The sequence below is a fragment of the Lichenicoccus sp. genome (assembly GCF_965277665.1).
In the GTDB taxonomy this organism is placed as follows: domain Bacteria; phylum Pseudomonadota; class Alphaproteobacteria; order Acetobacterales; family Acetobacteraceae; genus Lichenicoccus.
On the sequence record NZ_OZ255835.1, the window covers coordinates 494,508 to 520,322 of the forward strand.

Here is a 25,815-nt window from a genome sequence, read left to right on the forward strand (position 1 = left end):
ATGGATGATGCACGGGAACTTCTTCGGAGCGCCGTCACCGGCTGCTCCTCCTGCGAGAGCCTGCCGCCTGGCGCCAAGCTTGGCGGCGACGGTGATGGCAGCGTGCAGGTCAAGCTCGATGTCGGGCGAGGGGCCAGGGCCGCGCGAACATTCGCGATCTACGGCAAGGGCGGCATCGGCAAGAGCACGACGTCTTCCAATCTGTCGCTGGCATTTGCCAGGCTCGGCCACCGGGTGCTGCAGATCGGCTGCGATCCGAAGCACGATTCCACCTTCACGCTCACCAAGCGGCTGATCCCGACGGTGATCGATGTGCTGGAATCCGTGGATTTCCATCCGGAGGAATTGCGGCCGGAGGATTTCGTCTTCGAAGGCACCGGCGGGGTGATGTGCGTCGAGGCCGGCGGCCCGCCGGCCGGCACCGGCTGCGGCGGCTACGTGGTCGGCCAGACCGTGAAGCTGCTCAAGGAGCATCACCTGCTCGAGGATACCGACGTGGTGATCTTCGACGTGCTGGGCGACGTGGTGTGCGGCGGGTTCGCCGCCCCCCTGCAGCATGCCGACCAGGCGCTGGTGGTGGCCGCCAACGATTTCGACTCGATCTTTGCGATGAACCGCATCGTGGCGGCGATCGCCGCCAAGGCCCGAAACTATGACGTGCGGCTCGGCGGCGTGATCGTCAACCGGAGCGCCGCCACCGACCAGATCGAGCTGTACAACCAGGCGGTCGGCATGCGCACCCTGGCGCACTTCCCCGACCTCGACGTGATCCGGCGCTCGCGGCTGAAGAAATCCACCCTGTTCGAGATGGAGGCGACGCCGGAGGTCGCCGCCGTGCAGGTGGAATATCTGCGGCTGGCGAAATCGCTCTGGGACGGCGTATCGCCGCTGGTGGCGCAGCCGATGAAGGACCGCGACATCTTCGAACTGCTGGGCTTCGAATGATGCTGGCCCCCGCTCTCATGCATGAGCCGTACATCCAGCGACGCGGCGAGCTGGAAACCTATTTCGACCGCACCGCGCTCGAGGCGTGGGCGAAGCTCACCTCCGATGCGCCGGTCGGCAGCATACGTGCCACCGTCCGCGCCGGCCGCGACCGCATGCGCGCAACCTTGCTGGATTGGCTGCCGGCCGATCTTACCGGCTGCCGCCTGCTCGATGCCGGCTGCGGCACCGGCAGCCTGTCGGTCGAGGCGGCGCGCCGGGGGGCCGAGATCGTCGCGGTCGACCTGTCGCCGAAGCTGCTCGACCTCGCCCGCAGCCGGGTGCCGGCGGGACTGCCGGGACGCATCACCTTCCAGCCCGGTGACATGCTCGATCCGTCGCTCGGCCGCTTCGACCATGTCGTGGCCATGGACAGCCTGATCCATTATCCGGCGCCGGAGATGGCGCGCGCGGTCGCCGAACTCGCTGGCCGCACCCGCCACTCGCTCGCCTTCACCTTCGCGCCACGCACGCCGATGCTCAGTGCGATGCATGCCGCCGGCCGGCTGTTTCCGCGCGCGGACCGTGCGCCGGCGATCGAGCCGGTGTCGCCGCGGCGTATCGCGCACCTGCTGGCCGGAACGCCGGAGGCCGCCGCCTGGCGCACCGGGCGCAGCCTGCGGGTCAAGAGCAGCTTCTACATCTCCGAGGCCATGGAGATCGTGGTGCGATGAGCCACGCCGAAAGCCGCAGCCGCGTCGTCCGGGGCTGGAACTGGGTCGGCCTGCGCAACCTGCCGATTGCAGAGGCGCATGTCGGCATCACGCTGCGGCGGCTGCTGCGGCTGTCGATGTTCCAGGTTTCGGTCGGCATGGTGCTGGCGCTGGTCATCGGCACGCTGAACCGGGTGATGATCGTCGAACTCGGCGTTCCGGCCCGCCTGGTCGGATTGATGGTCGCACTGCCGCTGCTGTTCGCGCCGTTCCGCGCTGTCATCGGGTTTCGCTCCGACATGCACATTTCGGTGCTGGGCTGGCGGCGGGTGCCGTTCCTGTGGATCGGCGCCCTGCTGCAGTTCGGCGGCCTCGCGATCATGCCGTTCGCGCTGCTGCTGCTGTCGCAGGGTACGCCGTCGACGGCGGTGGTAGGGGAAATGGGCGCCGGCTTTGCCTTCCTGCTGGTCGGCGCCGGGCTCCACACCACCCAGACCGTCGGGCTCGCGCTGGCGACGGATATTGTTCCGCCCAGGTCACGGCCGCTGGTGGTGGCGCTGCTCTGCGTCATGCTGCTCGTCGGCGTTCTGGTGAGCGCGCTGGTGTTCGGGGCGCTGCTGGCGAACTTCAGCGAGAAGCGACTGATCCAGGTGGTGCAGGGCGCCGCCACGGTCACCATGGGGTTCAATATCGTCGCATTGTGGAAGCAGGAGCCGCGCACGGCTTCGGTGAGGATCGCACGGGCCGAACGGCCGCGGCTGGGTGACGCGTGGCGCACGATGCGTCGCGAGCCCGACCTGCGCCGCCGCCTGGTGGCGGTCGGTCTTGGCACCGTCGCCTTCAGCCTGCAGGACGTGCTGCTCGAACCCTATGGCGGCCAGGTGCTGCATCTGCGTGTCGGCGCCACCACCGCGCTCACCGCGCTGCTCGCGGTCGGCGGCCTGTGCGGCTTCGGGCTGGCCGCCCGGCTGCTGCTGCGTGGCATGGATCGCTATCGTGTCGCGGCCATCGGCGCCCTCGCCGGGCTGCCGGCGTTCGCCGCGGTCATCCTGTCCGCGCCACTGGAGTCCGCCGCCTTGTTCGCCCTGGGCACCACCTGCGTCGGCTTCGGCGCCGCCTTGTTCCTGGCCGGCACGCTGTCGGGTGCGATGGATGCCGCGCAGGACGGCAGCCACGGCCTGGCGCTGGGCACCTGGGGCGCGGTGCAATCCTTTGCGGCCGGTGCCGCGATCGCGCTCGGCGCCGGCTTGCGCGACATCGTGAGTGCGCTCGCCGGCACCGGCATGTTCGGCAGCGGTCTCGCGCCGGACTCCGCCGGCTACGATGCCGTCTATGTCTTCGAGATCGCCTTGCTGTTCCTCACCCTGGCGGCCCTCGGACCGCTGGTCCGGTTCCGGCTCCCGTCCGGGTCGACCGGGTTCCCCACGCAACAGGAGATCAGCCGATGCTGAGAGGCTCGCTGACCGGATATGTCGATATCGCGCAGGTCACGCTCTACGTGTTCTGGGCGTTCTTTGCCGGCCTGATTTTCTACCTGCAGCGCGAAAGCCATCGTGAAGGCTATCCGCTGGTGTCCGCGGTGCCGGGCAAGACCGGCGATATCTCGGAATCAGACGTGGTGCCGCCGACGGCGCCGGTGAAGCGGTTCAAGCTGTTCCATGGCGGCTACACCTACACGCCCGATACCTCGCCGCCGCGCGGACCCGAGGGCGCGATCCCGGCGGCTTTGTTCCCCGGTGCGCCGCTGGATGCGACCGGTGACGCGCTCATCGACGGGCTCGGACCGGCCTCGTACGCGTTCCGCGCCGACCAGCCCGATCTCACCATCGAGGGCCATCCCAGATACATGCCGCTGCGCAGCGCGCCGGGCTACAATGTCGATGGGCGGCTGCCGAACCCGATCGGCATGCACGTGGTCGGCGTGGACGGCGTGCGGGCCGGCACCTGCATCGATGTCTGGTTCGACATCGTCGAGAACGAGGTGGTGTTTCTCGAGGTGGCGCTGCCGGAGCCGTTCGCCGGGCGCGTCCTGGTGCCGCAGGGTTTCGTGCGCTACCGCCCGAAGACCAACACCGCGTCGGTACGGGCGTTGGCCGCGGAACGGTTCGCCGGCATCCCGCAGCCGCGCATGGACGGCCGCATCACCCGGCTCGAGGAGGACAAGATCCTCGGCTATTTCGGCGGCGGCGCCTTCTACGGCCTGCCGCGTCGCCCGGGACGGGCGCCTGGATCGTTGCCGGGAACAGCACTCGGATCCGCCCCGGGAGCCGTGCTGTGAACCGCCGCATCCGCGTCGTCCGTGACGACCCCGCGCTGTATGCCCGCAAGCGGGCACAGGGTGCGGGCGGTACGGCACCGGAGCGGACGTTCGGCGGCCTGCCGGGGCCGTTGCCCGCCGGCGAGACGCTGCTCTGGCAGGGGTGCCCGGACTGGCGCGTGCTGCTGCGCCGCGCCCTGCATGTGCGGCTGGTGATCGGGTATTTCGCGATCCTGATGGGGTGCTGCCTGTTCGAGGCCGTGTCGCATGGCTCCTACCTGATGTGGTTCTCGCTGGCGACGCTGGCCGGCCTCGCACCGCTGGTCATCGGCATCCAGGCGTTGTTCGCCTATCTGGTCGCGCGCACCACCGTGTACACGCTGACCGACAAGCGGATCGTGCTCAAGCTCGGGGTGGCGCTCTCGATGAGCATCAACCTGCCGTTCAAGGCGATAGAAGCCGCCAGCCTGCGGCTCAACCCGGATGGCAGCGGCGATATCCCGGTGCTGCTCGAAGGCCTGACCCGGATCGGCTTCACCCAGCTCTGGCCGCATGTGCGGCCGTGGCGGATGAACCGGGTGCAGCCGATGCTGCGCGCGATCCCGGACGCCCGCCGGGTCGCGCAACTGCTGGCGGCGGCGCTTGCGGCCAGCACCAACCAGGCGGTGCAGCCGGTCCCGGCCACGCAGCGCGCACCGGAGACGGTTCCTCTCGCAGGCAGGCAGGTGGCGGCATGAGCGGCGTATCCTCCGCACGGCGTCAGACAGGATCGAGGCGGCGCATTCCGATCCCGCCTCTGATCGCTCTCGGTCTGGCCTCGATGATCGGGATCGTGGGGCTGATGCCAGTGAAGCCCTCGCCGCCGCCGGGCATCGTGATGCAGCGCAAGGTGCAGTTCCTCGATACCGCGGATGGCGGCATCGTGGTGCGCGACGCCGCCACGCGGCGGACGATCATTGTCATTCCAGCCAACGACGAGGGCTTCGGTCGCGCTCTGATCCACACGCTTGAGGTCATGCGCCGACGCTACGGCCAACCGCTCGATCCGCCCTACCAGTTGCAGCGTCTTGCTGACGGGCGCCTCGTGCTGAACGATCCGCTGTCGCCGATGCATCTCGACCTGGAAAGTTTCGGCACCAGCAACGAGGCAATTTTCAGCTTATATCTCGGCGAAAGGCCTGCACCATGAGCGTGCTTGCGCGCTGGACGGCGCCACGCCGCATCGAGGCGACCTGCGCGCTCGATATCGAGCGCAGCTTCGACAGCTTCCACGCCTACGCGGTTCCGGTGGATGTCGAGATCAACCCGGGTGACGTGGTCCGCCTGCAGCAGGCGCCGGCGCCGGTCGGCCCGGGCGAGCACATGACCGGCGAGTGCCGGATCACCGTGCAACGGGCCGGGCCGATCATGCAGGCCTGGACCCGGGCGATCTCGGTATTCTTTCTCACCAGCCTCTACGAGGTCGGTTTCGAGGCAAAGGAAATCCCATGAGCACCGCTGCGATGAATTCCGTCATCGACCGCGACCTGCGGGACCTGGTCGAGCCCGCGCGGAAGGTCAAGCGATCGGCCCAGCCGAGCGCCTCCACCCGGCTCGCGCAGCAGGACACCGTGCTCAGCCCGCGTTTCTACACCACCGACTTCGCCTACATGGACAGACTGGATGTCGAACTGGTGCGCCCCGAATGGGACGCGCTGATCGCCGAGATGAAGTCCGACCCGAATCGCGGGCACTTCGTGCGCGACGAACGCATGGATGCGGATTTCTCGTCGATGGCGCCCGAGCTCAGGCGCGAGCTGCTCGATTTCCTGGTCAGCTCGGTGACCGCGGAATTCTCCGGCTGCGTGCTCTACGCCGAAATACGCAAGCGCATCAGCAATCCCGACATCCACGCGCTGTTCAGCTGCATGGCGCGCGACGAGGCACGGCATGCCGGCTTCATCAACGACACGCTGCAGGATTTCGGCGTCGGCGTGGATCTGGGCTTCCTCGCGAAGGCCAAGAAATACACCTATTTCAAGCCGAAATTCGTGTTCTACGCGACATACCTGTCGGAGAAGATCGGCTACGCGCGCTATATCAGCATCTTCCGGCAGCTCGAGCGCCATCCGGAGCGGCGCATCCATCCGATCTTTGCCTGGTTCGACAAATGGTGCGGCGACGAGTTCCGCCATGGCGAGGCGTTCGCGCTGCTGATGCGCTCGGACCCGGCCTTGCTGCGCGGCCGCAACCTGCTCTGGATCCGGTTCTTCCTGCTTGCGGTGTTCGCGACCATGTATGTGCGCGACCACGCCCGGCCGGTGTTCCACGCCGCTCTCGGCCTGGATCCCACCGAATACGACATGCAGGTGTTCCGCATCACCCAGGAGATCTGCCAGCAGGTGTTCCCGGTGACGCTCGATCTCGACAACCCGAAGTTCCTGTCCGGCCTCGAGCGCCTGCGCCGCGTCTCGCTCGGCATCGATGCGGCCCGCGCCCGTGGCGGCGTCGTCGGGCGGGTGAAGCGGCTCGGCCTGACCGCCGCCGCCGCCGCCAATTTCGCCCGGCTGTATCTGCTGCCCGCAAAGCGTGACGCCTTGCCCGCCACCGTCCGCCTGCAGCCCTCCTGGTAGGATCGCGCCCCATGCATCTCTATGTCCTGCCGGCGCTGTTCGCGCTCTTCGTCTGGTGGTTCAGCACCGGCCTGATCATGTATCTCGACGGGCTGCCGCGCAAAACCTTCCGCCTCAGCATGCTCGGCGCCACCGTGCTGCTGTTCGCCTCGTTCTGGGGCCTGCAGGCCAGCAGCCACGATTCCACCCTGAAGGGCGCGTATTGCGCGTTTTCCTGCGGTCTGCTGGCCTGGGGCTGGCAGGAGATCTCGTTCTATATGGGCTTCGTGACCGGTCCGCGCCGGGCGCCGTGTCCCGAAGGCTGCAGCGGCTGGAAGCATTTCGGCCACGCGATCCAGACCAGCCTGTGGCACGAACTCGCGATCATCGCGTCGGGTGCGATCGTGGTGGCGCTGACCTGGGGCGGCCACAACCAGATCGGCACCTGGACCTTCATGGTGCTTTGGTGGATGCACCAGAGTGCCAAGCTCAACGTGTTCCTGGGCGTGCGCAACCTCAACGAGGAGTTCCTGCCGGACCACCTGCAGTTCCTGCGCAGCTTCCTGACCAAGAAATCGATGAACCTGCTGTTCCCGATCTCGATCACCGTCTCGATGGTGATCCAGGTCAAGCTGGTGCAGGCGGCCTTCGCGCCGCACGCGACCGCGTTCGATGCCGCCGGCTACTGCTTCCTCTCGACCCTGATGTTCCTGGCGATCCTCGAGCACTGGCTGCTGATGCTGCCGTTGCCGGCGGCGGCGCTGTGGGGCTGGAGCCTGACCTCGCGCAAGCCGGTCACCACGGTCGAGATCGAGGTGGTCGCCGGCTTCCTCGGCGCCGGCAAGACCACGGTACTGCGCGAGCGCATCGCGCAGCAAAAGGCGGGTGGCGGCGGACCGAGAACCGTGGTGCTGGTGAACGACTTCGCAGCCGCCGGCATCGACGGCAGCCTGCTCAGCGGCCAGGGTGCCGATGTCGTGGAATTGCCGAACGGCTGCATCTGCTGCTCCCTCAAGCAGGACCTCGCAAAGCAGCTCCGTACCGTGGTCGCCGATCATGCTCCCGAGCGGGTGCTGATCGAGCCCTCCGGTGTCGCCGATCTCGCCTCGCTGATCGCGGTGCTGTCGCAGCCGGACATCAAGTCGATGGTGCACCGGCTGCACGTCATGACGGTGCTGGATGCCGGCAGCTTCCTGCGCGATTTCGGCCGCATGCCGGAGCATATCGAGGCGCAGGCGAAACTCGCCGACGAGCTGATCCTGAACAAGATCGACCTTGCCTCGAATGCCGAGCGGGCGTTGATCGAGACCACCCTGCGTATGCAGAACCGCCAGGCGAAAATCCTGCCGGCGACCTACGGCGTGGTGCAGGAGGCGAGCGCGCTGCCGAGGCTGGTCGGAGGCACCGACGCGGTGGTCGCGGCCGCGCAACCGGCGCCGCATGCGCATGCCGACCATGTTCACGGCCATGACCACGATCATGGCAACGCGCATGCGCATGAGCACCCGCATGAGCACCATGACCATGACCATGACCATGACCATGACCATGACCACGAGCACGACCACGCGCACGTGATGGACTTCGAGAGCTGGAGCGGCGTGCTGGCGCTGCCGTGCAATCCGCAGCGCCTGCACGACCTGCTGGTCCGGCTCAATGCCGGGCAGTTCGGCGAGGTCGAGCGGCTGAAGGGCATCGCGCAGGCCGGTGGCGGCTGGGTGCGGTTCGACATCGCCGGCGGCCGGGTCAGCATGATGGCGTTCGCGGCACCCGAGGCGGAGACCGCGCGCGTGATTGCGATCGGCCGCCGTCTCGACGAGGCGAGGCTGCAACCCGCCTTCGACGACTGCGCCGCCCTGCTCTCCGACGCCGCCTGAAGGAGCCAGACGATGGAATACGAGGCGTTCTTCCGCCGCCAGATCGACCGCCTGCGCGCCGATGGCAACTATCGCATCTTTGCCGAGATCGAGCGCCAGGCCGGGCATTTTCCGCGCGCGGTGCTGCACAACCCGCCCGCCTCGCGTCCGGGCGAGAACGGCGCACCGCGCGAGATCACCATCTGGTGCTCGAACGACTATCTCGGCATGGGCCAGCATCCCGACGTGCTGGCGGCGATGCACGAGGCGATCGACCGGCTCGGCGCCGGCGCCGGCGGCACCCGCAACATCTCCGGCACCAGCATCGCGCATGTGGCGCTGGAGCGTGAACTCGCCTCGCTGCACGGCAAGGAGAGCGCGCTGCTGTTCGCGTCCGGCTACATGTCGAACTGGGCGACGCTCGGCACCATCGCGTCCCGCCTGCCCGGCTGCATCGTGCTGTCGGATGCGGGCAACCACGCCTCCATGATCGAGGGGATCCGGCACAGCCGCGCCGAGCGGCACATCTTCGCGCACAACGATCCCGCGGACCTCGACCGCATCCTGTCGACGCTGCCGCCCGACGCTCCCAAGATCGTCGCCTTCGAGAGCGTCTATTCGATGGATGGCGACATCGCGCCGGTCGCCGCCCTGTGCGATGTTGCCGAGAAGCATCGCGCGATGACCTATCTCGACGAGGTGCACGCGGTCGGGCTGTACGGGCCGCAGGGTGCGGGGATTGCCGCGCGCGACGGCGTCGCCGACCGGCTCACCATCATCGAGGGCACGCTCGGCAAGGGTTTCGGGGTGGTCGGCGGCTACATCGCGGCGTCCGATGCGCTGTGCGACTTCGTGCGCTCGTTCGCGTCGGGCTACATCTTCTCCACCGCACTGCCGCCGGCGATCGCCGCCGGCGCGTGCGCCAGCATACGCACCGTGCGCGCCGCCGACGCGCTGCGGGCACGGCACGCCGACCGGGTGCGCGCCGTGCGCCAGGCGCTCGGTGCGGCCGGCGTGCCGCACCAGGACAATCCGTCGCACATCGTGCCGGTGATCGTCGGCGATCCGGTGGCGACAAGGCTGCTGTCGGACCGGCTGCTGACCCGGCATGGCATCTACGTGCAGCCGATCAACTATCCGACCGTGCCGCGTGGCACCGAGCGCCTGCGCCTGACGCCGACACCGCTGCATTCCGATGCCGACATCGCGCATCTCGCGTCGGCACTCGGCGCGGAATGGGCGGAACTGCATTTCGCCAGGAGCGCCTGACCCCGTCATGAACGTCGCCCTGCTCGACAAGCGCCTGCACACAACCACCCGGCGCCGACGCGCGCCGGCGCCGCGTCGGGTATTTCCCTTCACCGCCATGGTCGGCCAGCAGGACATGACGCGGGCGCTACTGCTGGCGGCGGTCGATCCGCGCATCGGCGGCGTGCTGGTGCTGGGCGATCGCGGCACCGGCAAGTCGACCGCGATCCGGGCGCTGGCCGCCCTGCTGCCGACGATACGCGTGGTGGCGGACTGCCCGTACAACTGCGATCCGTCCGGCATCTCGCCGAACTGCCCGCACTGCAACGCGCGCGGTGCTGCGACCGCCTCGCCGCGCGTGCGCAGCATCACGGTGCCGGCCATCGACCTGCCGCTCGGCGCCACCGAGGATCGCGTGGTCGGTGCACTCGACCTCGAGCGCGCGCTGGCCGACGGCACCAAGCGGTTCGAGCCCGGCCTGCTGGCGCGCGCACATCGCGGCTTCCTCTATATCGACGAGGTCAACCTGCTCGAGGACCATCTCGTCGACCTGCTGCTCGACGTCGCGGCGTCCGGCGAGAACCTCGTCGAGCGCGAGGGCCTGAGCATCCGTCATCCGGCCCGCTTCGTCCTCGTCGGCAGCGGCAACCCGGAAGAAGGCGACCTGCGCCCGCAATTGCTCGACCGCTTCGGCCTCGCGGTCGAGGTGACGACCACCACCGATCTCGAGGAGCGCATCGAGGTCCTGCGCCGGCGCGAGGCCTTCGAGGCGGATCCCGAGGCGTTCATGCAGGCGTGGTCGCAGCCGGAGCTGGCGCTGCGCCAGCGCATCCAGTCGGCGCGCGCGCTGCTGCGGCATGTGGCGACGCCCGATGCGCTGCTGCGGAGCACGGCGCGGCTGTGCCTCGCACTCGGCACCGACGGGCTGCGTGGCGAATTGTCGCTGCTGCGGGCGGCGCGCGCGCTGGCCTGCCTGGAAGGCGAGCGCGTCGTACTGCCGCGTCACCTGCGTGCGATCGCGGTGCCGGCGCTGCGCCACCGCATGCGCCGCAATCCGCTCGACGAGGGCAGCGCCACGCCGCGTGTCGAACGGGCGCTGGCGGAGCTCACCGACGCGTGAGCCAGGGGGGCACCCCGCAAAGCTGGGACGACGCGATCCTGGTCGCGCGCCTGTTCGCGCTGCAGCCCTCCGGACTGGTGCTGCGTATCCGGGCCGGCGTCGGCGTCACCCGCGACGCGTTCCTGGCGGCGCTCCGGGCGCTGCTGCCCGAGACGGCGCCGATTCTGCGTTGCCCTGCGCACCCAACCTCCGAGGCGCTGCTCGGCGGCCTGGACCTGTCCGCGACCCTCGCCGCCGGTCGGCCGGTGCAGCGCCAGGGCCTGATCGCGCGCGCCGCCGGCGGCGTCCTGCTGATGGCCTCCGCCGAGCGTCTGCCGGGCGAGACCGCGTCGCTGCTGTGTGCGTCGCTTGATCGGGAGAATGCTCCCGGGCTGGTCGCACTCGACGAGGGCGAACCGGACGAGGACCTGCCTGGCGTGCTGCTCGATCGCGTCGCCTTGCGGGTGGAACTCGATGCGTTGCGACCGGGGCCGCTGCAGGCGCCTGGCGAGCGTGCGCTGCTGTCGGAGGCCCGGCGCCGTCTGCAAGGCCTGGTGACGCCGGTGCCGGTCGCCGATGCGCTGTGCAGCGCTGCCCTGGCTCTCGGCGTGTTCCCGATGCGGGCGACGATGCTCGCAGCCGGGATTGCGCGCCTGGCGGCGGCCCTGGCCGGGCACGCGCAGGTTGAGGCGGACGATGCGGCCCTGGCCGCAGCACTGGTGCTGGCGCCACGGGCCACGACCATCCCGATGCCGCCCGAGGCACCCGCCCAGGACCCGCCCCAGGCTGCTGAACCCCAGCCCGCCGAGCCGCCGGATGCGACGTCGCCGGCAGCTTCCGACGCGCCGCCCGATTCCGGTCCGCAGGAGGCCGAGACCCAGCCGCCGGACCCACCGGACAGCGGCAGCCGCGACGACAGCGAGGACCGGAAAGCGGCGCCCGACGACATGCGCGAGACCGTGCTGGCCGCCGCCGCCGCGATGTTGCCGCCGCACCTGCTGGATGCTCCGCCGCTCGCCGCCCGAGGCAGCGCATCGGGGGCGCAGGGGCGCGCCGGCGCGGGTGCGGTGCTCGGCACGCGTGGACGCCCGCTCACGCCGCGCCCCGGGCGCCCGGGCCAGGGCAACCGGCTCGCCCTGGTCGAGACCCTGCGCCATGCAGCGCCGTGGCAGAAGCCGCGTCGCGCCGCCGCATCGCGTCGCACCGGAATGTCCGAAGCCGAGGCGCCGAGGCGTCTGCTGGTGCAGCTGTCCGACCTGCATGTCAGCCGCTGCAGCCGGCGGCCGCGCAGCACCGCGATCTTCCTGGTCGATGCGTCCGGCTCGGCGGCGATGCATCGCCTTGCCGAAGCCAAGGGCGCGATCGAGCTGCTGCTCGGCGAATGCTATGTCCGCCGCGACCGCGTCGCCCTGCTGGCGTTCCGCGGCAGCGGTGCCGAGCTGCTGCTGCCGCCGACCGGGGCGCTGGCGCGCGCGCGGCGCAGCCTTGCGGCGCTGCCTGGCGGCGGTGGCACCCCGGTGGCGAGCGGCCTCGATGCGGCGCTGGCGCTGGCCAGCCAGCTGCGCCGGCTTGGCGAGACCGCGCTGATCGTGATGCTGACCGATGGCCGCGCCAACATCGCCCGCGACGGCACACCGGGCCGCGCCCGCGCCGAGCAGGACGCGCGGGCCAGCGCCACCAGGCTGCGTGCCGCCGGACTGCCGGCGCTGCTGGTCGATATCGCGCCGCGGGTGCAGCCGCATGCCGAGGCGCTGGCCGCGTCGATGGGCGCGCGCTACCTGCGGCTGATGCAGGGCGAGCCCGAGCGGCTGTCGCGGGCGGTGCGTGCGCTGGCGGCATGAACGCCCCTGCTGCATGAACGAGAGAAGCCGATGAAGTGGGACGTGCAGGGCCGGGACTGGCCGAACCGCGACAGCAGCCGCTTCGTGCGCGCCGGCGGCCTGCTCTGGCACGTGCAGGTGATGGGGTCAGGTCCGTCGCTGCTGCTGCTGCATGGCACCGGGGCCGCGACGCATTCCTGGCGCGACCTGGCGCCGCGGCTCGCGCGACAGTTCACCGTGGTCGCACCCGACCTGCCCGGGCACGGTTTCACCCAGGCGCCGTTGCCCGACTTCATGTCGCTGCCGAGCCAGGCACGACTGCTCGGACAGCTGCTCGAACGGCTCGGCGTCACGCCCGCGATCGGCGTCGGGCATTCGGCGGGTGCAGCGATCCTGGCCCGCATGGCGCTGGACGAGCGGATCGCACCGGACTTGCTGGTCAGCCTGAATGGCGCGCTGCTGCCTCTGCAGGGCCACGCCTCGCATCTGTTCCCGGCGGCGGCGAAGCTGCTCTCGGCGACACGGCTGGTGCCACGGCTGTTCTCGCTGCACGCGACCAACCGCGCCTGGCTGTCGCGCTTTCTCGACAATACCGGCTCGCGGATCGACGCCGCCGGCCTGCGCCACTACCAGGAGCTGCTGCGCGATCCGGGCCACGTGGCGAGCGGCCTGCGCATGATGGCGCACTGGGACCTGCGGCCGCTCGCGGCCGCGTTGCCGGATCTCGCCTGCCGGGTGGTGCTGGTCTGCGGCGAGGCCGACCGGATGATCCCGCCCGACGACGCCGCCAGGCTGGCTCGCATGCTGCCGGATGCCACGCTCGTCAGCCTGCCGGAACTCGGGCATCTCGCGCATGAGGAGCGGCCGGACCTGGTCGCGGACCTGGTCATGCGCCTGCGGCCGATGCTCCCGGCGCCGCCCGAAGCGGCGCTGCAGCCGGCGTGCTGAACCGGCTGTTCGCCGGCGGCGCCATCATCGACGCGATCCTGGTGTTCGTCGTGCTGGAAGGGCTGCTGCTCACGCTGCTGCATCGCCGGCTCGGCTGGAGCGGCGGCATCGGCAAATGGGCCGCAACCTTGTCCGCCGGCTTCCTGCTGATGCTGGCGCTGCGCCTGGCACTCGGTGGCGCCGCACCGGTCTGGCTGGCGCTGTGCCTGCTGCTGTCGCTTTGCGCGCATTTGGTCGATCTTTGGCTGAGGATTGGTCCGGAGCCCAGGAAGACAAGGCAACGGCTCTGCCCTTGACCCGCTGGGGCCTGAGGCCCCAGACCCGCTTCACAAAGTCATCAGAAGAAGGCGCGCGGAATCCTGAATGGCAGCATCGCCTGGGTGAGGGGTGCTGCGAAACGATCCAGATCCAGGCTCTCGTGCATGGCAGAGGTCGGTTCGCCGAGCAGGTTGGTGTGCAGCACCGAGCGCGCGTAGAACGGACTGTCCTGCAGCGTGCGTGCGATGTGAGCGCCGGTCGCATCCGAGCGGGTATGCCGCGGCAGCCGCCACCGCGTGCGCGGCAGCCGCACCTGCGCGGCTGCCTCGAACGGCGTTGCGCGGCCGCTGCGGTCGACCTGCAACGCCAGCTCCCGGGTCTCGCCGCTGCGGTCGGTCGCATCGTAGAGGATGGCGGTGCGGTCCTGCGACAGCGGCGCCCGGCACCAGTCCCAGCGCCGGAATGTCGCCCCCAGCGGCCCGTCGCCGTCGTTGCTGTCGAGATAGCCGTCGCCGGTCCAGTGCAAATCGGGCGTCTCCAGCGCGACCTCGACCCGGGGGGGGGGGGGGGGGGGGGGGGTGGGGGGGGGGGGGGGGGGGGGGGGGGGGGGGGGGGGGGGGGGGGGGGGGGGGGGGGTGGGGGGGGGGGGGGGTGGGGGGGGGGGGGGGGGGGTGGGGGGGGGGGGGGGGGGGGGGGGGGGGGGGGGTGGGGGGGGGGGGGGGGGGGGGGGTGGGGGGGGGGGGGGGGGGGGGGGGGGGGGGGGGGGGGGGGGGGGGGGGGGGGGGGGGGGGGGGGGGGGGGGGGGGGGGGGGTGGGGGGGGGGGGGGGGGGGGGGGGGGGGGGGGGGGGGGGGGGGGGGGGGGTGGGGGGGGGGGGGGGGGGGGGGGGGGGGGGGGGGTGGGGGGGGGGGGGGGGGGGGGGGGGGGGGGGGGGGGGGGGGGGGTGGGGGGGGGGGGGGGGGGGGGTGGGGGGGGGGGGGGGGGGAGGGGGGGGGGGGGGGGGGGGGGGGGGGGGGGGGGGGGGGGGGGGGGGGGGGGGTGGGGGGGGGGGGGGGGGGGGGGGGGGGGGGGGGGGGGGGGGGGGGGGGGGGGGGGGGGGGTGGGGGGGGGGGGGGGGGGGGGGGGGGTGGGGGGGGGGGGGGGGGGGGGGGGGGGGGGGGGGTGGGGGGGGGGGGGGGGGGGGGGGGGGGGGGGGGGTGGGGGGGGGGGGGGGGGGGGGGGGGGGGGGGGGGGGGGGGGGGGGGGGGGGGGGGGGGGGGGGGGGGGGGGGGGGGGGGGGGGGGGGGGGGGGGGGGGGGGGGGGGGGTGGGGGGGGGGGGGGGGGGGGGGGGGTGGGGGGGGGGGGGGGGGGGGGGGGGGGGGGGGGGGGGGGGGGGGGGGGGGGGGGGGGGGGGGGGTGGTGGGGGGGGGGGGGGGGGGGGGGGTGGGGGGGGGGGGGGGGGGGGGGGGGGGGGGGGGGGGGGGGTGGGGGGGGGGGGGGGGGGGGGGGGGGGTGGGGGGGGGGGGGGGGGGGGGGGGGTGGGGGGGGGGGGGGGGGGGGGGGGGGGGGGGGGGGGGGGGGGGGGGGGGGGGGGTGGGGGGGGGGGGGGGGGGGGGGGTGGGGGGGGGGGGGGGGGGGGGGGGGGGGGGGGGGGGGGGGGGGGGGGGGGGGGGGGGGGGGGGGGGGTGGGGGGGGGGGGGGGTGGGGGGGGGGGGGGGGGGGGGGGGGGGGGGGGGGGGGGGGGGGGGGCGCGCGGCGCGATCGGCGACCAGCGATGCAGCCCGGCCGCATCCAGCGCCAGACGCTGGCCGGTCAGCGCCTGCGGACGCACGCGCACGTGCCCACGTATGCCGCGCGGCAGCGGGCAGCAGCGCTCGCGTATTTCGATGTCGAGGACGCCGTCATGCCAGCGCAGAAGACTCGGGCCGATCGCCAGATGCTGCGCGTCACGCTGCAGCCGCCTTGCGCCCCGCTCGGTCATCGCCCAGCGCCTCTGGCGCCCGTACAGCGACACGTTGAGCGCGCAATGCGACTCGGCGGCTTGGGCACCAAGCCTGCGCATCCAGGCATAGTACGGCGAGAACACGCTGCCGATGAAGGCGATCAGCGTGAGGCCGGTCTCGCCGTCCGGTGCGAGCGCATCGATGTACCACCAGACGTAGCCGCCGGGTGCGACGAGCGCATCGAAGCGAGGTCCGCCAGCATCCGCGCCGCCGCCAGTCGCCCGGACAGCGTCGCCATCGGCACCCCCGGACCCGGATGCACGCTGCCGCCCGCCAGGTACAGGCCCGGCAGCGCCGACCGGCTGCCCGGCCTGCGGAACGATGCCGCCCATCCGTGCGATGCCGGGCCGTACAGCGCGCCCCCCGTCCCCGGGAACAAAGCCGCGAAGTCCGCGGGGCTGGTCCGCAGCGAGGCCTGCATCCTCAGGTGCAGGCCGCCGCGTGCCAGCCGCGCGATCATCCGTTGCGTGCATTCATCGAGCTCCGTGCTGTCGAGCGGCGTGGTGTCGTCGGTCGCGGGCGCGTTCACCAGGCAGAGCAGCCGCTCCGGCCCATCCGGCGGCGGCTGGCCGGTCTCGCGATCCTGCGCGCACACATAGACCGTCGGCGACACCGGCAGGCGGCCTTGTGCGAACAGGTCGTCGAATTCGCCGCGCGCATCGCTGCCGAAGAACACGTTGTGCCGGATCAGCTCGAACCCGGTGGCGGACGCCAGCACCGCCCACGTCACCGCGGACAGCGAGCGCGCGTGCGCTGGCGTGGGCGGCACCGCGCCGGCGCAGGCCGCGCCGAGCAGGCCGCTTGCGATGGCCGCGGTATCGCCGTTGCACAGCACCGCGTCGGCCGCGATCGTCTCGCCGCTGCCCAGCACGACGCCGCCGGCGCGGCCATGCCGGACGGCGATCTCGCGTACGTCGGTATTGTAGCGGATCTCGGTGCCGAGCTCTGCCGCACGCGCGGCCATCGCCAGGGCCAGCCGGTGCATGCCGCCTTCGACGAACCAGACGCCGTTCTGCTCGGCATGGGCGATCAGCATCAGCGTGGCCGGCGCCTCGTAGGGCGACGAGCCGCAATAGGTCGCATAGCGGCCGAACAGCTGGCGCAGGCGCGGATCGTGGAAATGCCGGGCGAGGGCGCTCGCCATGCGGGTGAACGGGCCGATGCCGAACAGCGCGGCGGGACCGGCCCGGCGGGTCAGCTCGACCACGCTCGGCCGGGCCGCGCGCATGAAGGATGTATCGAGCGTGCGATAGATCTCTGCGCTCCGCAGGCGGAACTGATCGTAGCGGCGCGCCTCCTGGGCACCCGCGAACGCGCCGATCGCATCACGCGACCGCGCCGGATCGGCGAACAGGTCGAGCGCCGGACCGTGGCTCCACGCATGCCGGGCGAGCCGCTCGGCCGGATGCAGCACGACATGGTCCTCGAGCGCGCTGCCGCTCTGGGCGAACAGCGCCTCGAACACGTCGCGCATGGTCAGCACGGTAGGCCCCGCATCCAGCACCGCGGCGCTGCCGGAGAGCGGATCCGACAGGGCGACGGTGCGCATCTTGCCGCCGGGCCCGCGCCCGCGTTCCAGCAGGGTGACCGCGATGCCGCGCCACGCCAGGTCGATCGCCGCGGCGAGGCCAGCCATGCCGGCCCCCACGATCGTCACCCGATGCTGCCGAAGTGCCGTCACCAGCCCATCCAGTTGTTGACGAGAGTGTCTAACATGATTGACAGTGTCGGACGACAGGCAAACCTGACATGAAGCCTGCCGCTTCGAGGGGTGGCGTCCGATGGACATCCTGATCCGGATCAAGCGTGTGCTGGAAGCGGCGCTCTCCCGCAGCGACCAGCCGGACGGCCCGCCCCTGCTGGCCGAGGCGGTCCGCCACGCGGTGTTCCCGGGTGGCGCGCGTGTCCGTCCGCGGCTCTGCCTCTCGGTGGCGCTGGCCTGCGGTGCCGACGCGCGGGCGGCCGCAATCGCCGAGGTCGCGGGTGCGGCGATCGAGCTGCTGCATTGCGCCTCCCTGGTGCATGACGATCTCCCCTGCTTCGACAACGCTCCAACCCGGCGCGGGCTGCCCTCGGTGCATCGTGCCTTCGGCGAGCCGCTTGCGGTGCTGGCGGGGGATGCGCTGATCGTGCTCGCCTTCGAGACGCTGGCACTCGGCATCAAGCGTCCGGCGCTGTTGGCGCCGCTGACCGCCCTGGTCGCGCGCGCCGCGGGTTCGCCGCATGGCCTGGTCGCCGGGCAGGCCTGGGAGTGCGAGAGCCAGGTGGTGCTGGAAACCTACCAGCGCGCCAAGACCGCCTCGCTGTTCGCCTGCGCCACCCAGGCCGGCGCGATCGCCGCCGGGGCCGATCCGGCGCAATGGCGCGCCCTCGGTGATTGTCTCGGCGAGGCCTACCAGGTTGCCGACGACATCAATGACAGCGTCGGCGACGCGGCGATGCTGGGCAAGCCGTGCGGCCAGGATCTCGCCCTCGGGCGGCCGAGCGCTGTGCTCCGGCATGGGCTCGACGGCGCGCATGATCATCTCGACCGGCTGGTCGCGGCCTCCGTCGCCTCGATCCCGGACTGCCCCGGCGCGTCGCTGCTGACCGCGCTGATCCGGCGCGAACTGCGGCGCCTGCTGCTGCCGGCCGTCGCCGCGTCCCAGGCCGCCTGACCGGCTCCTCTTGCGAGACTGCCGGCTTGGACTTCTGGTGGTCGCTGTCCGACCGGCTGCAGAGCAGTCCGCGGTTTCGCGCCATCGCCGGCGCCTTTCCGCCGTCGCGGCCGATCGCGCGGCGCCGGGCGCGCGCGGTGTTCGACCTCACCGCGGGCTTCGTCTATTCGCAGGTCCTGCTGGCCTGCGTGCAGCTCGACCTGCCGCGCATCCTGCTGCAGGGCGCCGCCACGACCGACGCGCTGGCGATCCGCCTGGCTCTGTCCCCCGCGGCCGCGACACGGCTGTTGAACGCGGCGGCCTCGCTCCGCATCGCCAGACGCCGGCGTGGCGGCCGCTTCGGACTGGGGCGTGCCGGCGCGGCACTCATCGACAATCCGGGCGTGACGGCGATGATCGCGCACCACCGGCTGCTGTACGACGATCTGCGCGATCCGGTGGCGCTGCTGCGCGGCGAGAGCGGTCCGACCCGTCTCGCCCGCCACTGGCCCTATGCCGCGAACGCGGCACCACCCGATGCGGCCGAGGCTGCCGCCTATTCGGCGCTGATGGGCGCATCGCAGGCGATGGTCGCCGAGCAGGCGCTGGCCGCCTACGATGTTCGCCGGCATCGGGTGCTGCTCGATGTGGGTGGCGGCGATGGCAGCTTCCTGGTGGCGGCAGGGCGGCGCGCCGCCGGGTTGCGGCTCGTCCTGTTCGATCTGCCGGCGGTCGCGGCGCTGGCGCAGGCGCGGTTCGCGCGGGACGGTCTGTCCGCGCGCGCGACCGTCCAAGCCGGCAATTTCTGCCACGATCCGCTGCCGGCGGGCGCCGACCTGATCTCGCTCGTGCGTGTGCTGCACGACCACGAGGATGAAACCGTGCGCGGCCTGCTGCGCGCCGCCCGCGCGGCGCTGGCCCCCGGGGGCACCCTGCTGGTGATCGAGCCGATGGCCGAAACACCTGGCGCGCAGGCGATGGGGGATGCCTACTTCGGCTTCTACCTGCTGGCGATGGGCAGCGGCACGCCGCGCAGCGCCCGGCGCCTGCAGGCGATGCTGCGCGCAGCCGGCTTTTCGAAGTCCAGGCTGCTCGCCACACGCCTGCCGCTGGTCACGCAGATGATCGCCGCGAGCTGACCTGTCAGCCTGATTTGTCGCCACAACCTGTCAAAGATGGTTGACACAATTTCCTGTAGCGCTAGCCTGACAGCCTTGGAGGGGATTCCATGCGCACATTGGCTGTCGTGATGAGCGCCCCCGGGCATGCCGCCCTCGAGCCGCTCGACCTGACGGCACCCGGCGACGCGGACGTGGTGGTCGACGTCGCCTGGAGCGGCATCAGCGCCGGCACCGAGCGGCTGCTCTGGTCCGGGCGCATGCCCGACTTCCCCGGCATGGGATATCCGCTGGTGCCCGGCTACGAATCCGTCGGCCGCATCGTGCAGGCCGGCGCCGCATCCGGTCGTACCGCGGGCGAGATGGTGTTCGTCCCAGGCGCGCGCTGCTTCGGTGCCGTGCGTGGCCTGTTCGGGGGTGCGGCGGCGCGGCTGGTGACCGGCGGCGCGCGCGTGGCGCCCATCGCGAACGATCTCGGCGACCGCGGCACCTTGCTGGCCCTGGCCGCGACCGCGCATCACGCCGTTGGCCAGCAGGCGCCCGATCTCGTGGTCGGGCATGGCGTGCTCGGACGGCTGATCGCACGCATCACGATCGCACTGGGCCATCCGGCGCCGGTGGTCTGGGAGGCGCTCGCCGACCGCAGTGCCGGCGCCGACGGCTACGTCGTCACCACCGCGGCCCAGGATGCCGGCCGCTCCTATCGCTGCATCGTCGATGCGAGCGGCGATGCCGGCTTGCTGGACGGCCTGATCGCGCGTCTCGCCCCTGGCGGCGAGGTCGTGCTTGCCGGCTTCTATGCCGGCGCGCTGTCGTTCAGCTTTCCGCCGGCCTTCATGCGCGAGGCGCGCCTGCGTTGTGCGGCCGAGTGGAAGCCGGACGATCTTGCGGTCGTGCAGCGTCTGATCGCGGAGCGGCTTCTGTCGCTGGACGGCCTGATCACGCATCGCCGGCCGGCCGCCGCCGCCCAGGACGCCTACCACACCGCCTTCAACGATATCGGCTGCCTCAAGATGATCCTCGACTGGAGCGCCTCGGCATGAACGCACACACCCAGATCGTGCCTGAGGCAGGCGCCGATGTGCCGGCAAAGCCGGAGACCCAGATCATCGCGATCTACGGCAAGGGCGGCATCGGCAAGAGCTTCACGCTGGCGAACCTGTCCTACACGATGGCGCAGCACGGCAAGCGCGTGCTGCTGATCGGCTGCGATCCGAAGAGCGATACCACCTCGCTGCTGTTCGGCGGCCGCTCCTGCCCGACCATCATCGAGACCTCGTCGCGCAGGAAGCTCGCCGGCGAGAAGGTCGAGATCGGCGATGTCTGCTTCAAGCGCGACGGCGTGTTCGCGATGGAACTCGGCGGACCCGAAGTCGGCCGCGGCTGCGGCGGGCGGGGGATCATCCACGGCTTCGAGCTGCTGGAGAAGCTCGGTTTCCACGACTGGGGTTTCGACTACGTGCTGCTCGACTTCCTCGGCGACGTGGTCTGCGGCGGCTTCGGCCTGCCGATCGCGCGCGACATGTGCCAGAAGGTGATCGTGGTCGGCTCGAACGACCTGCAGTCGCTCTACGTCGCCAACAATGTCTGCTCCGCGGTCGAGTATTTCAACAAGCTCGGCGGCCATGTAGGTGTCGCCGGCCTGGTGATCAACAAGGATGACGGCACCGGCGAGGCGCAGGCCTTCGCGCAGGCGGTCGGCATTCCGGTGCTCGCCGCGATTCCCGCCGATGACGACATCCGCCGCAAGAGTGCCAACTACGAGATCATCGGCCGGCCGGGCAGCCCGTGGGAGCCGCTGTTCATGTCGCTGGCGACGCAGGTGGCGGACGCCCCGCCGCTGCGTCCGAGTCCGCTCAGCCACGACAACCTGCTCGACCTGTTCAAGGGCGATGCGGTCGGGCGCGGCGTCGTGCTCGAGCCGGCCAGCATGTCCGACATGTGCGCCGGCATCGCGGCGATCGAGCAGCCCTCGCTCGAAGTCATCTACGAGGGCGTGTAGGCATGGATGACTACGATCCCGGCCTCTCGGTTCCCGCAACCTCGGTACCGGCGGCGTCTGATGCCGGCTGCCATGGCGGTCGCGAGACCCTGCTGGCGGCAGCACGCGCGGCCGGCAGCGCCGCGTCGGTGGATCGGCTGCTGGCGGATTATCCGCGCGGGCCGCACGACCAGCCGCAATCCATGTGCCCGGCTTTCGGATCGTTGCGCGTCGGCCTGCGCATGCGCCGCGTCGCCACCATCCTGAGCGGCTCGGCCTGCTGCGTCTATGGCCTCAGCTTCACCTCGCGCTTCTACGGCGCGCGCCGCAGCGTCGGCTACGTGCCGTTCAATTCGGAAAGCCTGGTGCGCGGCCAGCTGTTCGAGGACATCCGCGACGCCGTCATCGAGACCGCCGATCCGGCGAACTACGATGCGGTGGTGGTGATCAATCTCTGCGTGCCGACCGCCTCCGGCGTGCCGCTCGACCTGCTGCCGAAACAGATCAACGGCGTGCGCGTGATCGGCATCGACGTGCCCGGTTTCGGCGTGCCGACGCATGCCGAGGCCAAGGACGTGCTGGCCGGCGCCATGCTGCGCGCGGCGCGCTCCGAGATCGAGGCGGGGCCGGTGCAGCGGCCGCGCGGCCAGCAGGGCGACCAGCCCACCGTAGCGATGGTCGGCGAGATGTTTCCCGCCGACCCGATGGTGGCGGCCGGCCTGTTGGCGCCGCTGGGTCTCGGCATCGCCCCGCCGACGCCGGCGCGCGAGTGGCGCGACCTGTATGGCGCGTTGGACTGTGCCGTGGTGGCCGCGGTGCATCCGTTCTACACCGCCGCGTTCCGCGAATTCGCCGCCGCCGGCCGGCCGATCGTGGCCTCCGGCCCGGTCGGCGCCGTTGCCACCGAAGCCTGGCTGGGCTCTCTCGCCGCCGCCGCAGGAGTGCCGCAAGCGCGCCTGGATGCAGCCCTCGATGCGTCCCTGCCGGCGCTGCGCGCGACACTCGCGGCCAACCCGGTCAACGCCCGCATCACGCTGTCCGGCTACGAGGGGTCGGAGCTGCTGGTAGCCCGCCTGCTTGTCGAGGCCGGCGCCGAACTGCCCTATGTCGGCACCGCCTGCCCCGCCACCGACTGGACCGAGGCGGACCGGATCTGGCTCGAGGCGCGCGGCGTGCACGTGCAGTTCCGGGCCTCGCTGGAGCAGGACCTGCAGGCGATGCGCGTGGTTCGGCCGGATCTCGCGATCGGCACCACGCCGGTGGTGCAGAAGGCCAAGGAGCAGGGCATCCCCGCGATCTACTACACCAACATGGTGTCGGGCCGGCCGCTGCTCGGCCTGCCCGGCATCGGCGCGATGGCGCAGATCGTGCGCGCGCAGACCGGCGGCCGCGAGCGGTTCGCGCGCATGGTCTCGTTCTTCGGCACACCACCGTCCGCGGCAATACCCATCGCGAAGACGGGGGCCTGACGATGCTGGTGATCGACCATGATCGCGCCGGCGGCTACTGGGGCGCGGTGTATGTGTTCTCCGCCATCAGCGGACTGCGCGTCATCATCGACGGTCCGGTCGGCTGCGAGAACCTGCCGGTCACCGCGGTGCTGCACTACACCGACGCGCTGCCGCCGCATGAATTGCCGGTCAGCGTCACCGGCCTGTCGGAAGACGCGTTGTCGATGCACGGCACCGAGGCGGCGCTGAGCCGCGCCAACAGCGTCGGCGAGCAGAAAATGCCGGGCGTCGTGGTGACCGGCAGCATCGCCGAGATGATCGGCGGCGGCGTGACGCCGGAAGGCTCCAACCTGCTGCGCTTCATTCCGCGCACTATCGACGACGACCAGTGGCAGTGCGCCGACCGCGCCTTGTTCTGGCTGTGGACGCAGTTCGGCCAGAAGAAGTCCGGAGGTCCGCGTCCGGCGATCCGCAAGGGCGGCAAGGAGGTGGCGCCGGCGGCGGTCGCGGCGCGGCCGAAGGTCAACATCATCGGTGCCATCCACGGCACCTTCAACATGCCGTCCGACGTGCACGAGATCCGCCGGCTGATCGAAGGCATCGGTTGCGAGGTGAACCTGGTCTATCCGATCGAGGCGCACATCAACGACACGCCGCGGCTGGCGGACGCCTCGGTCAATGTCTGCCTGTATCGCGAGTTCGGCCGCAAGCTGTGCGAGGAGCTAGGCAAGCCCTATCTGCAGGCGCCGATCGGGGTGTTCGCCACCACCGCCTTTCTGCGCCGCCTCGGGGAACTCGCCGGTGTCGATCCGGAGCCGTTCATCGAGCGCGAGAAGCACACCACCATCAAGGCGATCTGGGATCTCTGGCGCTCGGTGACGCAGGACTTCTTCGCCACCGGCAGCTTCGCCATCGTCGCCACCGAGACCTACGAACGCGGGGTGCGGCATTTCCTGGCCGACGAGCTCGGCATTCCGTGCAGCTTCTCGGTCGCGCGACGCCCGGGGGTCAAACCCGACAACCAGGCCGTGCGCGCCTCGCTCAAGACGTCGCCGCCGCTGGTGCTGTTCGGCTCGAACAACGAGCGCATCTACGCCGTCGAGCAGAAGGCGCGCTGCATCTTCGTGCCGGCCTCGTTCCCCGGCGCGATCATCCGGCGCAGCACCGGCACCCCGTTCATGGGCTATGCCGGGGCCACCTATCTCGTCCAGGAATATTGCAACGCCCTGTTCGACGCGTTGTTCAACATGCTGCCGCTCGCCGGCGACCTCGACGCGATCGAGGCGACGCACGCGCGCGGTGAGGTCGAACTGCTGTGGGATGCGTCCGCGGCGCAGCTGCTCGACCGGCACCTCGAGCGCGAGCCGTTCCTGGTTCGCATCTCGGCGGCAAAGAAGCTGCGTGAGCGCATCGAGCGTGATGCACACGAGGCGCAGGAGACACGGGTGACGCTGGAGCGCGCACAACGCTCGCTCGGCGCCGCCGAAGCGCTCGCTCGGCACGCCGAGGCGACGGTCGCCGTGTCATGAGGCAACAGGGGTTTCATCGTATCATGGAGGAACAAACGGATGGCACTTGAACCGGACCGTCGGACAACCCTGTCCGGCCTGACGGATGGCGAGGCGAAGGAGTTCAACCGGCTCTTCGTGCTCAGCTTCATCGTCTTCGTGGCGATCGCCGTGGTGGCACACATCCTAGCCTGGCTGTGGCGTCCCTGGGGCGGCAGCTACCACACCGCAATGCTGGATCATACGCACCTGGCCAGCGCGCTCCAGATGCATCCGGCCATCATGCACGCGGCCGGGCATCTGCTCGCCGCCTTTGCCTAGGGAGGACATGCCATGTGGCGAATCTGGGTTCTGTTCGACCCGCGCCGGGCGCTGGTCGGCCTGTTCGTCTTCCTGCTGACGCTGGCGCTCATCATCCACTTCATCCTGCTCAGCACGGACCGCTTCAACTGGCTGGACGGCCCGAGCCATGACCGCTTCGGCGGTTCGCAGGTCCAGCAGATGACGCCGCTGCCGGAGCCGGCAAAGCCGTGACGACGACCGCACGATAGAGGACCGCCCCGGCAGGAGACCGCCCCCCTCGGGCAGGAGACCGCAACTATGGCGATGTTGAATTTCGAGTACAAGTATCGCGTTCGCGGTGGAACGCTCGTGGGCGGCGATCTCTTCGATTTCTGGGTGGGCCCGTTCTATGTCGGGTTCTTCGGCGTCACCACGGCGTTCTTCTCGCTGGTGGGAACATTGCTGATCATCTGGGGTGCGGCGATCGGCCCGACCTGGAATGTCTGGCGCATCAACATTGCCCCTCCCGACCTCAGCTACGGGCTCGGCTTCGCCCCGCTGCGCGAGGGCGGACTGTGGCAATGGATCACCTTCTGCGCCCTTGGCGCCTTCTGTTCCTGGGCCCTGCGGATGGTCGAGATCGCCCGCAAGCTCGGCATGGGGCTGCATGTCCCGATCGCCTTCAGCGGCGCGATCCTGGCCTACTTCACCCTCGAGGTGATCCGGCCGGTGCTGATGGGCGGATGGGGACACGGCTTCCCGTATGGGATCCTCAGTCATCTCGACTGGGTCTCCAATGTCGGCTACCAGCACCTGCAGTTCCACTACAATCCGGCGCACATGATCGCCGTGACGTTCTTCTTCACTACCACTTTCATCCTCGCGATGCACGGCGGCGCGGTGCTGTCGTCGCTCAATCCACCGGGCGACGAGCCGGTCAAGACCTCGGCGCACGAGGACGGCTTCTTTCGTGACCTGATCGTCTATTCCATCGGCCCGCTCGGCATCCACCGGCTCGGCTGGTTCTGCGCGATCAATGCCGGGGTGTGGAGTGCGATCTGCATCGTCATCAGCGGCCCGCTCTGGACCCGTGGCTGGCCGGAATGGTGGAACTGGTGGCTCAACCTGCCGTTCTGGAGGTAA

General features: G+C 71.2%; 25 protein-coding genes. 23 read left to right on the plus strand and 2 right to left on the minus strand.

What is annotated here, in order from left to right; all coding sequences use genetic code 11:
- From bchL to ACQY4O_RS02325, 14 genes are read left to right on the plus strand one after another with little or no spacing between them, the layout of a single operon-like run.
- Complete coding sequence (bchL, locus tag ACQY4O_RS02260; protein WP_428374621.1) at nt 1–945, plus strand: ferredoxin:protochlorophyllide reductase (ATP-dependent) iron-sulfur ATP-binding protein; 945 nt, start codon at nt 1–3, stop codon at nt 943–945.
- 17 nt (nt 946–962) lie between these two features.
- Entirely contained in the window at nt 963–1,658 is a 696-nt protein-coding gene (gene bchM / locus ACQY4O_RS02265) for a magnesium protoporphyrin IX methyltransferase (protein ID WP_428374622.1), read from the plus strand.
- Entirely contained in the window at nt 1,655–3,088 is a 1,434-nt protein-coding gene (locus tag ACQY4O_RS02270) for a BCD family MFS transporter (protein WP_428374623.1), read from the plus strand. The genes bchM and ACQY4O_RS02270 overlap by 4 nt, the downstream gene beginning before the upstream one ends.
- On the plus strand, nt 3,082–3,915 hold the full coding sequence (puhA, locus tag ACQY4O_RS02275; RefSeq protein ID WP_428374624.1) for a photosynthetic reaction center subunit H: 834 nt from the start codon (nt 3,082–3,084) through the stop codon (nt 3,913–3,915). Before ACQY4O_RS02270 ends, puhA begins: the two co-directional genes overlap by 7 nt.
- On the plus strand, nt 3,912–4,631 hold the full coding sequence (gene puhB / locus ACQY4O_RS02280) for a photosynthetic complex putative assembly protein PuhB (RefSeq protein WP_428374625.1): 720 nt from the start codon (nt 3,912–3,914) through the stop codon (nt 4,629–4,631). The genes puhA and puhB overlap by 4 nt, the downstream gene beginning before the upstream one ends.
- Nucleotides 4,628–5,083 carry a photosynthetic complex assembly protein PuhC gene (gene puhC, locus ACQY4O_RS02285; RefSeq protein ID WP_428374626.1) on the plus strand — a complete coding sequence of 152 codons (456 nt, stop codon included), beginning with the start codon at nt 4,628–4,630 and terminating at the stop codon, nt 5,081–5,083. The genes puhB and puhC overlap by 4 nt, the downstream gene beginning before the upstream one ends.
- Nucleotides 5,080–5,385, plus strand: coding sequence for a hypothetical protein (locus tag ACQY4O_RS02290; RefSeq protein WP_428374627.1), 306 nt, complete (start codon nt 5,080–5,082; stop codon nt 5,383–5,385). Before puhC ends, ACQY4O_RS02290 begins: the two co-directional genes overlap by 4 nt.
- The gene (acsF, locus tag ACQY4O_RS02295) at nt 5,382–6,506 is read left to right on the plus strand and encodes a magnesium-protoporphyrin IX monomethyl ester (oxidative) cyclase (RefSeq protein WP_428374628.1); all 1,125 of its coding nucleotides are present in this window, start codon (nt 5,382–5,384) and stop codon (nt 6,504–6,506) included. The genes ACQY4O_RS02290 and acsF overlap by 4 nt, the downstream gene beginning before the upstream one ends.
- A gap of 11 nt (nt 6,507–6,517) precedes the next feature.
- Nucleotides 6,518–8,362: a putative photosynthetic complex assembly protein PuhE gene (gene puhE / locus ACQY4O_RS02300; RefSeq protein ID WP_428374629.1), complete on the plus strand. Its 1,845-nt coding sequence runs from the start codon at nt 6,518–6,520 to the stop codon at nt 8,360–8,362.
- A 12-nt stretch (nt 8,363–8,374) separates the two neighbouring features.
- Complete coding sequence (gene hemA / locus ACQY4O_RS02305) at nt 8,375–9,610, plus strand: 5-aminolevulinate synthase (RefSeq protein WP_428374630.1); 1,236 nt, start codon at nt 8,375–8,377, stop codon at nt 9,608–9,610.
- Between the two features lie 7 nt (nt 9,611–9,617).
- Nucleotides 9,618–10,709, plus strand: a complete 1,092-nt coding sequence (bchI, locus tag ACQY4O_RS02310) for a magnesium chelatase ATPase subunit I (protein ID WP_428374631.1) — start codon at nt 9,618–9,620, stop codon at nt 10,707–10,709.
- On the plus strand, nt 10,706–12,529 hold the full coding sequence (locus tag ACQY4O_RS02315; RefSeq protein WP_428374632.1) for a VWA domain-containing protein: 1,824 nt from the start codon (nt 10,706–10,708) through the stop codon (nt 12,527–12,529). The genes bchI and ACQY4O_RS02315 overlap by 4 nt, the downstream gene beginning before the upstream one ends.
- Before the next feature lie 30 nt (nt 12,530–12,559).
- Nucleotides 12,560–13,456 (plus strand): alpha/beta fold hydrolase BchO, encoded by an 897-nt coding sequence (gene bchO / locus ACQY4O_RS02320; RefSeq protein ID WP_428374633.1) that lies wholly within the window; start codon nt 12,560–12,562, stop codon nt 13,454–13,456.
- A complete protein-coding gene (locus ACQY4O_RS02325; protein ID WP_428374634.1) occupies nt 13,450–13,752 on the plus strand; it encodes a hypothetical protein in 303 nt (100 codons plus the stop codon). The genes bchO and ACQY4O_RS02325 overlap by 7 nt, the downstream gene beginning before the upstream one ends.
- A 41-nt stretch (nt 13,753–13,793) precedes the next feature.
- On the opposite strand, the gene ACQY4O_RS02330 is transcribed toward ACQY4O_RS02325, so the two are convergent.
- Nucleotides 13,794–14,240 (minus strand): hypothetical protein, encoded by a 447-nt coding sequence (locus tag ACQY4O_RS02330; protein WP_428374635.1) that lies wholly within the window; start codon nt 14,238–14,240, stop codon nt 13,794–13,796.
- A gap of 1,556 nt (nt 14,241–15,796) precedes the next feature.
- Complete coding sequence (gene crtD / locus ACQY4O_RS02335) at nt 15,797–17,377, minus strand: 1-hydroxycarotenoid 3,4-desaturase CrtD (protein ID WP_428374636.1); 1,581 nt, start codon at nt 17,375–17,377, stop codon at nt 15,797–15,799.
- A gap of 100 nt (nt 17,378–17,477) precedes the next feature.
- Here crtD and ACQY4O_RS02340 point away from each other — a divergent pair, with 100 nt between their 5' ends.
- The 9 genes from ACQY4O_RS02340 to pufL all read left to right on the plus strand — a co-directional run bounded on the left by ACQY4O_RS02340 (nt 17,478) and on the right by pufL (nt 25,815).
- Nucleotides 17,478–18,353: a polyprenyl synthetase family protein gene (locus ACQY4O_RS02340; RefSeq protein ID WP_428374637.1), complete on the plus strand. Its 876-nt coding sequence runs from the start codon at nt 17,478–17,480 to the stop codon at nt 18,351–18,353.
- A gap of 26 nt (nt 18,354–18,379) precedes the next feature.
- Nucleotides 18,380–19,471 (plus strand): methyltransferase, encoded by a 1,092-nt coding sequence (locus tag ACQY4O_RS02345; RefSeq protein WP_428374638.1) that lies wholly within the window; start codon nt 18,380–18,382, stop codon nt 19,469–19,471.
- A gap of 89 nt (nt 19,472–19,560) precedes the next feature.
- On the plus strand, nt 19,561–20,493 hold the full coding sequence (bchC, locus tag ACQY4O_RS02350; RefSeq protein WP_428374639.1) for a chlorophyll synthesis pathway protein BchC: 933 nt from the start codon (nt 19,561–19,563) through the stop codon (nt 20,491–20,493).
- Nucleotides 20,490–21,452 (plus strand): chlorophyllide a reductase iron protein subunit X, encoded by a 963-nt coding sequence (locus tag ACQY4O_RS02355; RefSeq protein ID WP_428374640.1) that lies wholly within the window; start codon nt 20,490–20,492, stop codon nt 21,450–21,452. The genes bchC and ACQY4O_RS02355 overlap by 4 nt, the downstream gene beginning before the upstream one ends.
- A gap of 2 nt (nt 21,453–21,454) precedes the next feature.
- Nucleotides 21,455–22,900: a chlorophyllide a reductase subunit Y gene (bchY, locus tag ACQY4O_RS02360; RefSeq protein WP_428374641.1), complete on the plus strand. Its 1,446-nt coding sequence runs from the start codon at nt 21,455–21,457 to the stop codon at nt 22,898–22,900.
- A 2-nt stretch (nt 22,901–22,902) separates the two neighbouring features.
- The gene (bchZ, locus tag ACQY4O_RS02365; protein WP_428374642.1) at nt 22,903–24,411 is read left to right on the plus strand and encodes a chlorophyllide a reductase subunit Z; all 1,509 of its coding nucleotides are present in this window, start codon (nt 22,903–22,905) and stop codon (nt 24,409–24,411) included.
- A 39-nt stretch (nt 24,412–24,450) separates the two neighbouring features.
- A complete protein-coding gene (gene pufB / locus ACQY4O_RS02370) occupies nt 24,451–24,711 on the plus strand; it encodes a light-harvesting antenna LH1, beta subunit (RefSeq protein ID WP_428374643.1) in 261 nt (86 codons plus the stop codon).
- Between the two features lie 12 nt (nt 24,712–24,723).
- Entirely contained in the window at nt 24,724–24,924 is a 201-nt protein-coding gene (gene pufA / locus ACQY4O_RS02375; RefSeq protein ID WP_428374644.1) for a light-harvesting antenna LH1, alpha subunit, read from the plus strand.
- Nucleotides 24,925–24,990: 66 nt separating this feature from the next.
- Nucleotides 24,991–25,815 (plus strand): photosynthetic reaction center subunit L, encoded by an 825-nt coding sequence (pufL, locus tag ACQY4O_RS02380; protein ID WP_428374645.1) that lies wholly within the window; start codon nt 24,991–24,993, stop codon nt 25,813–25,815.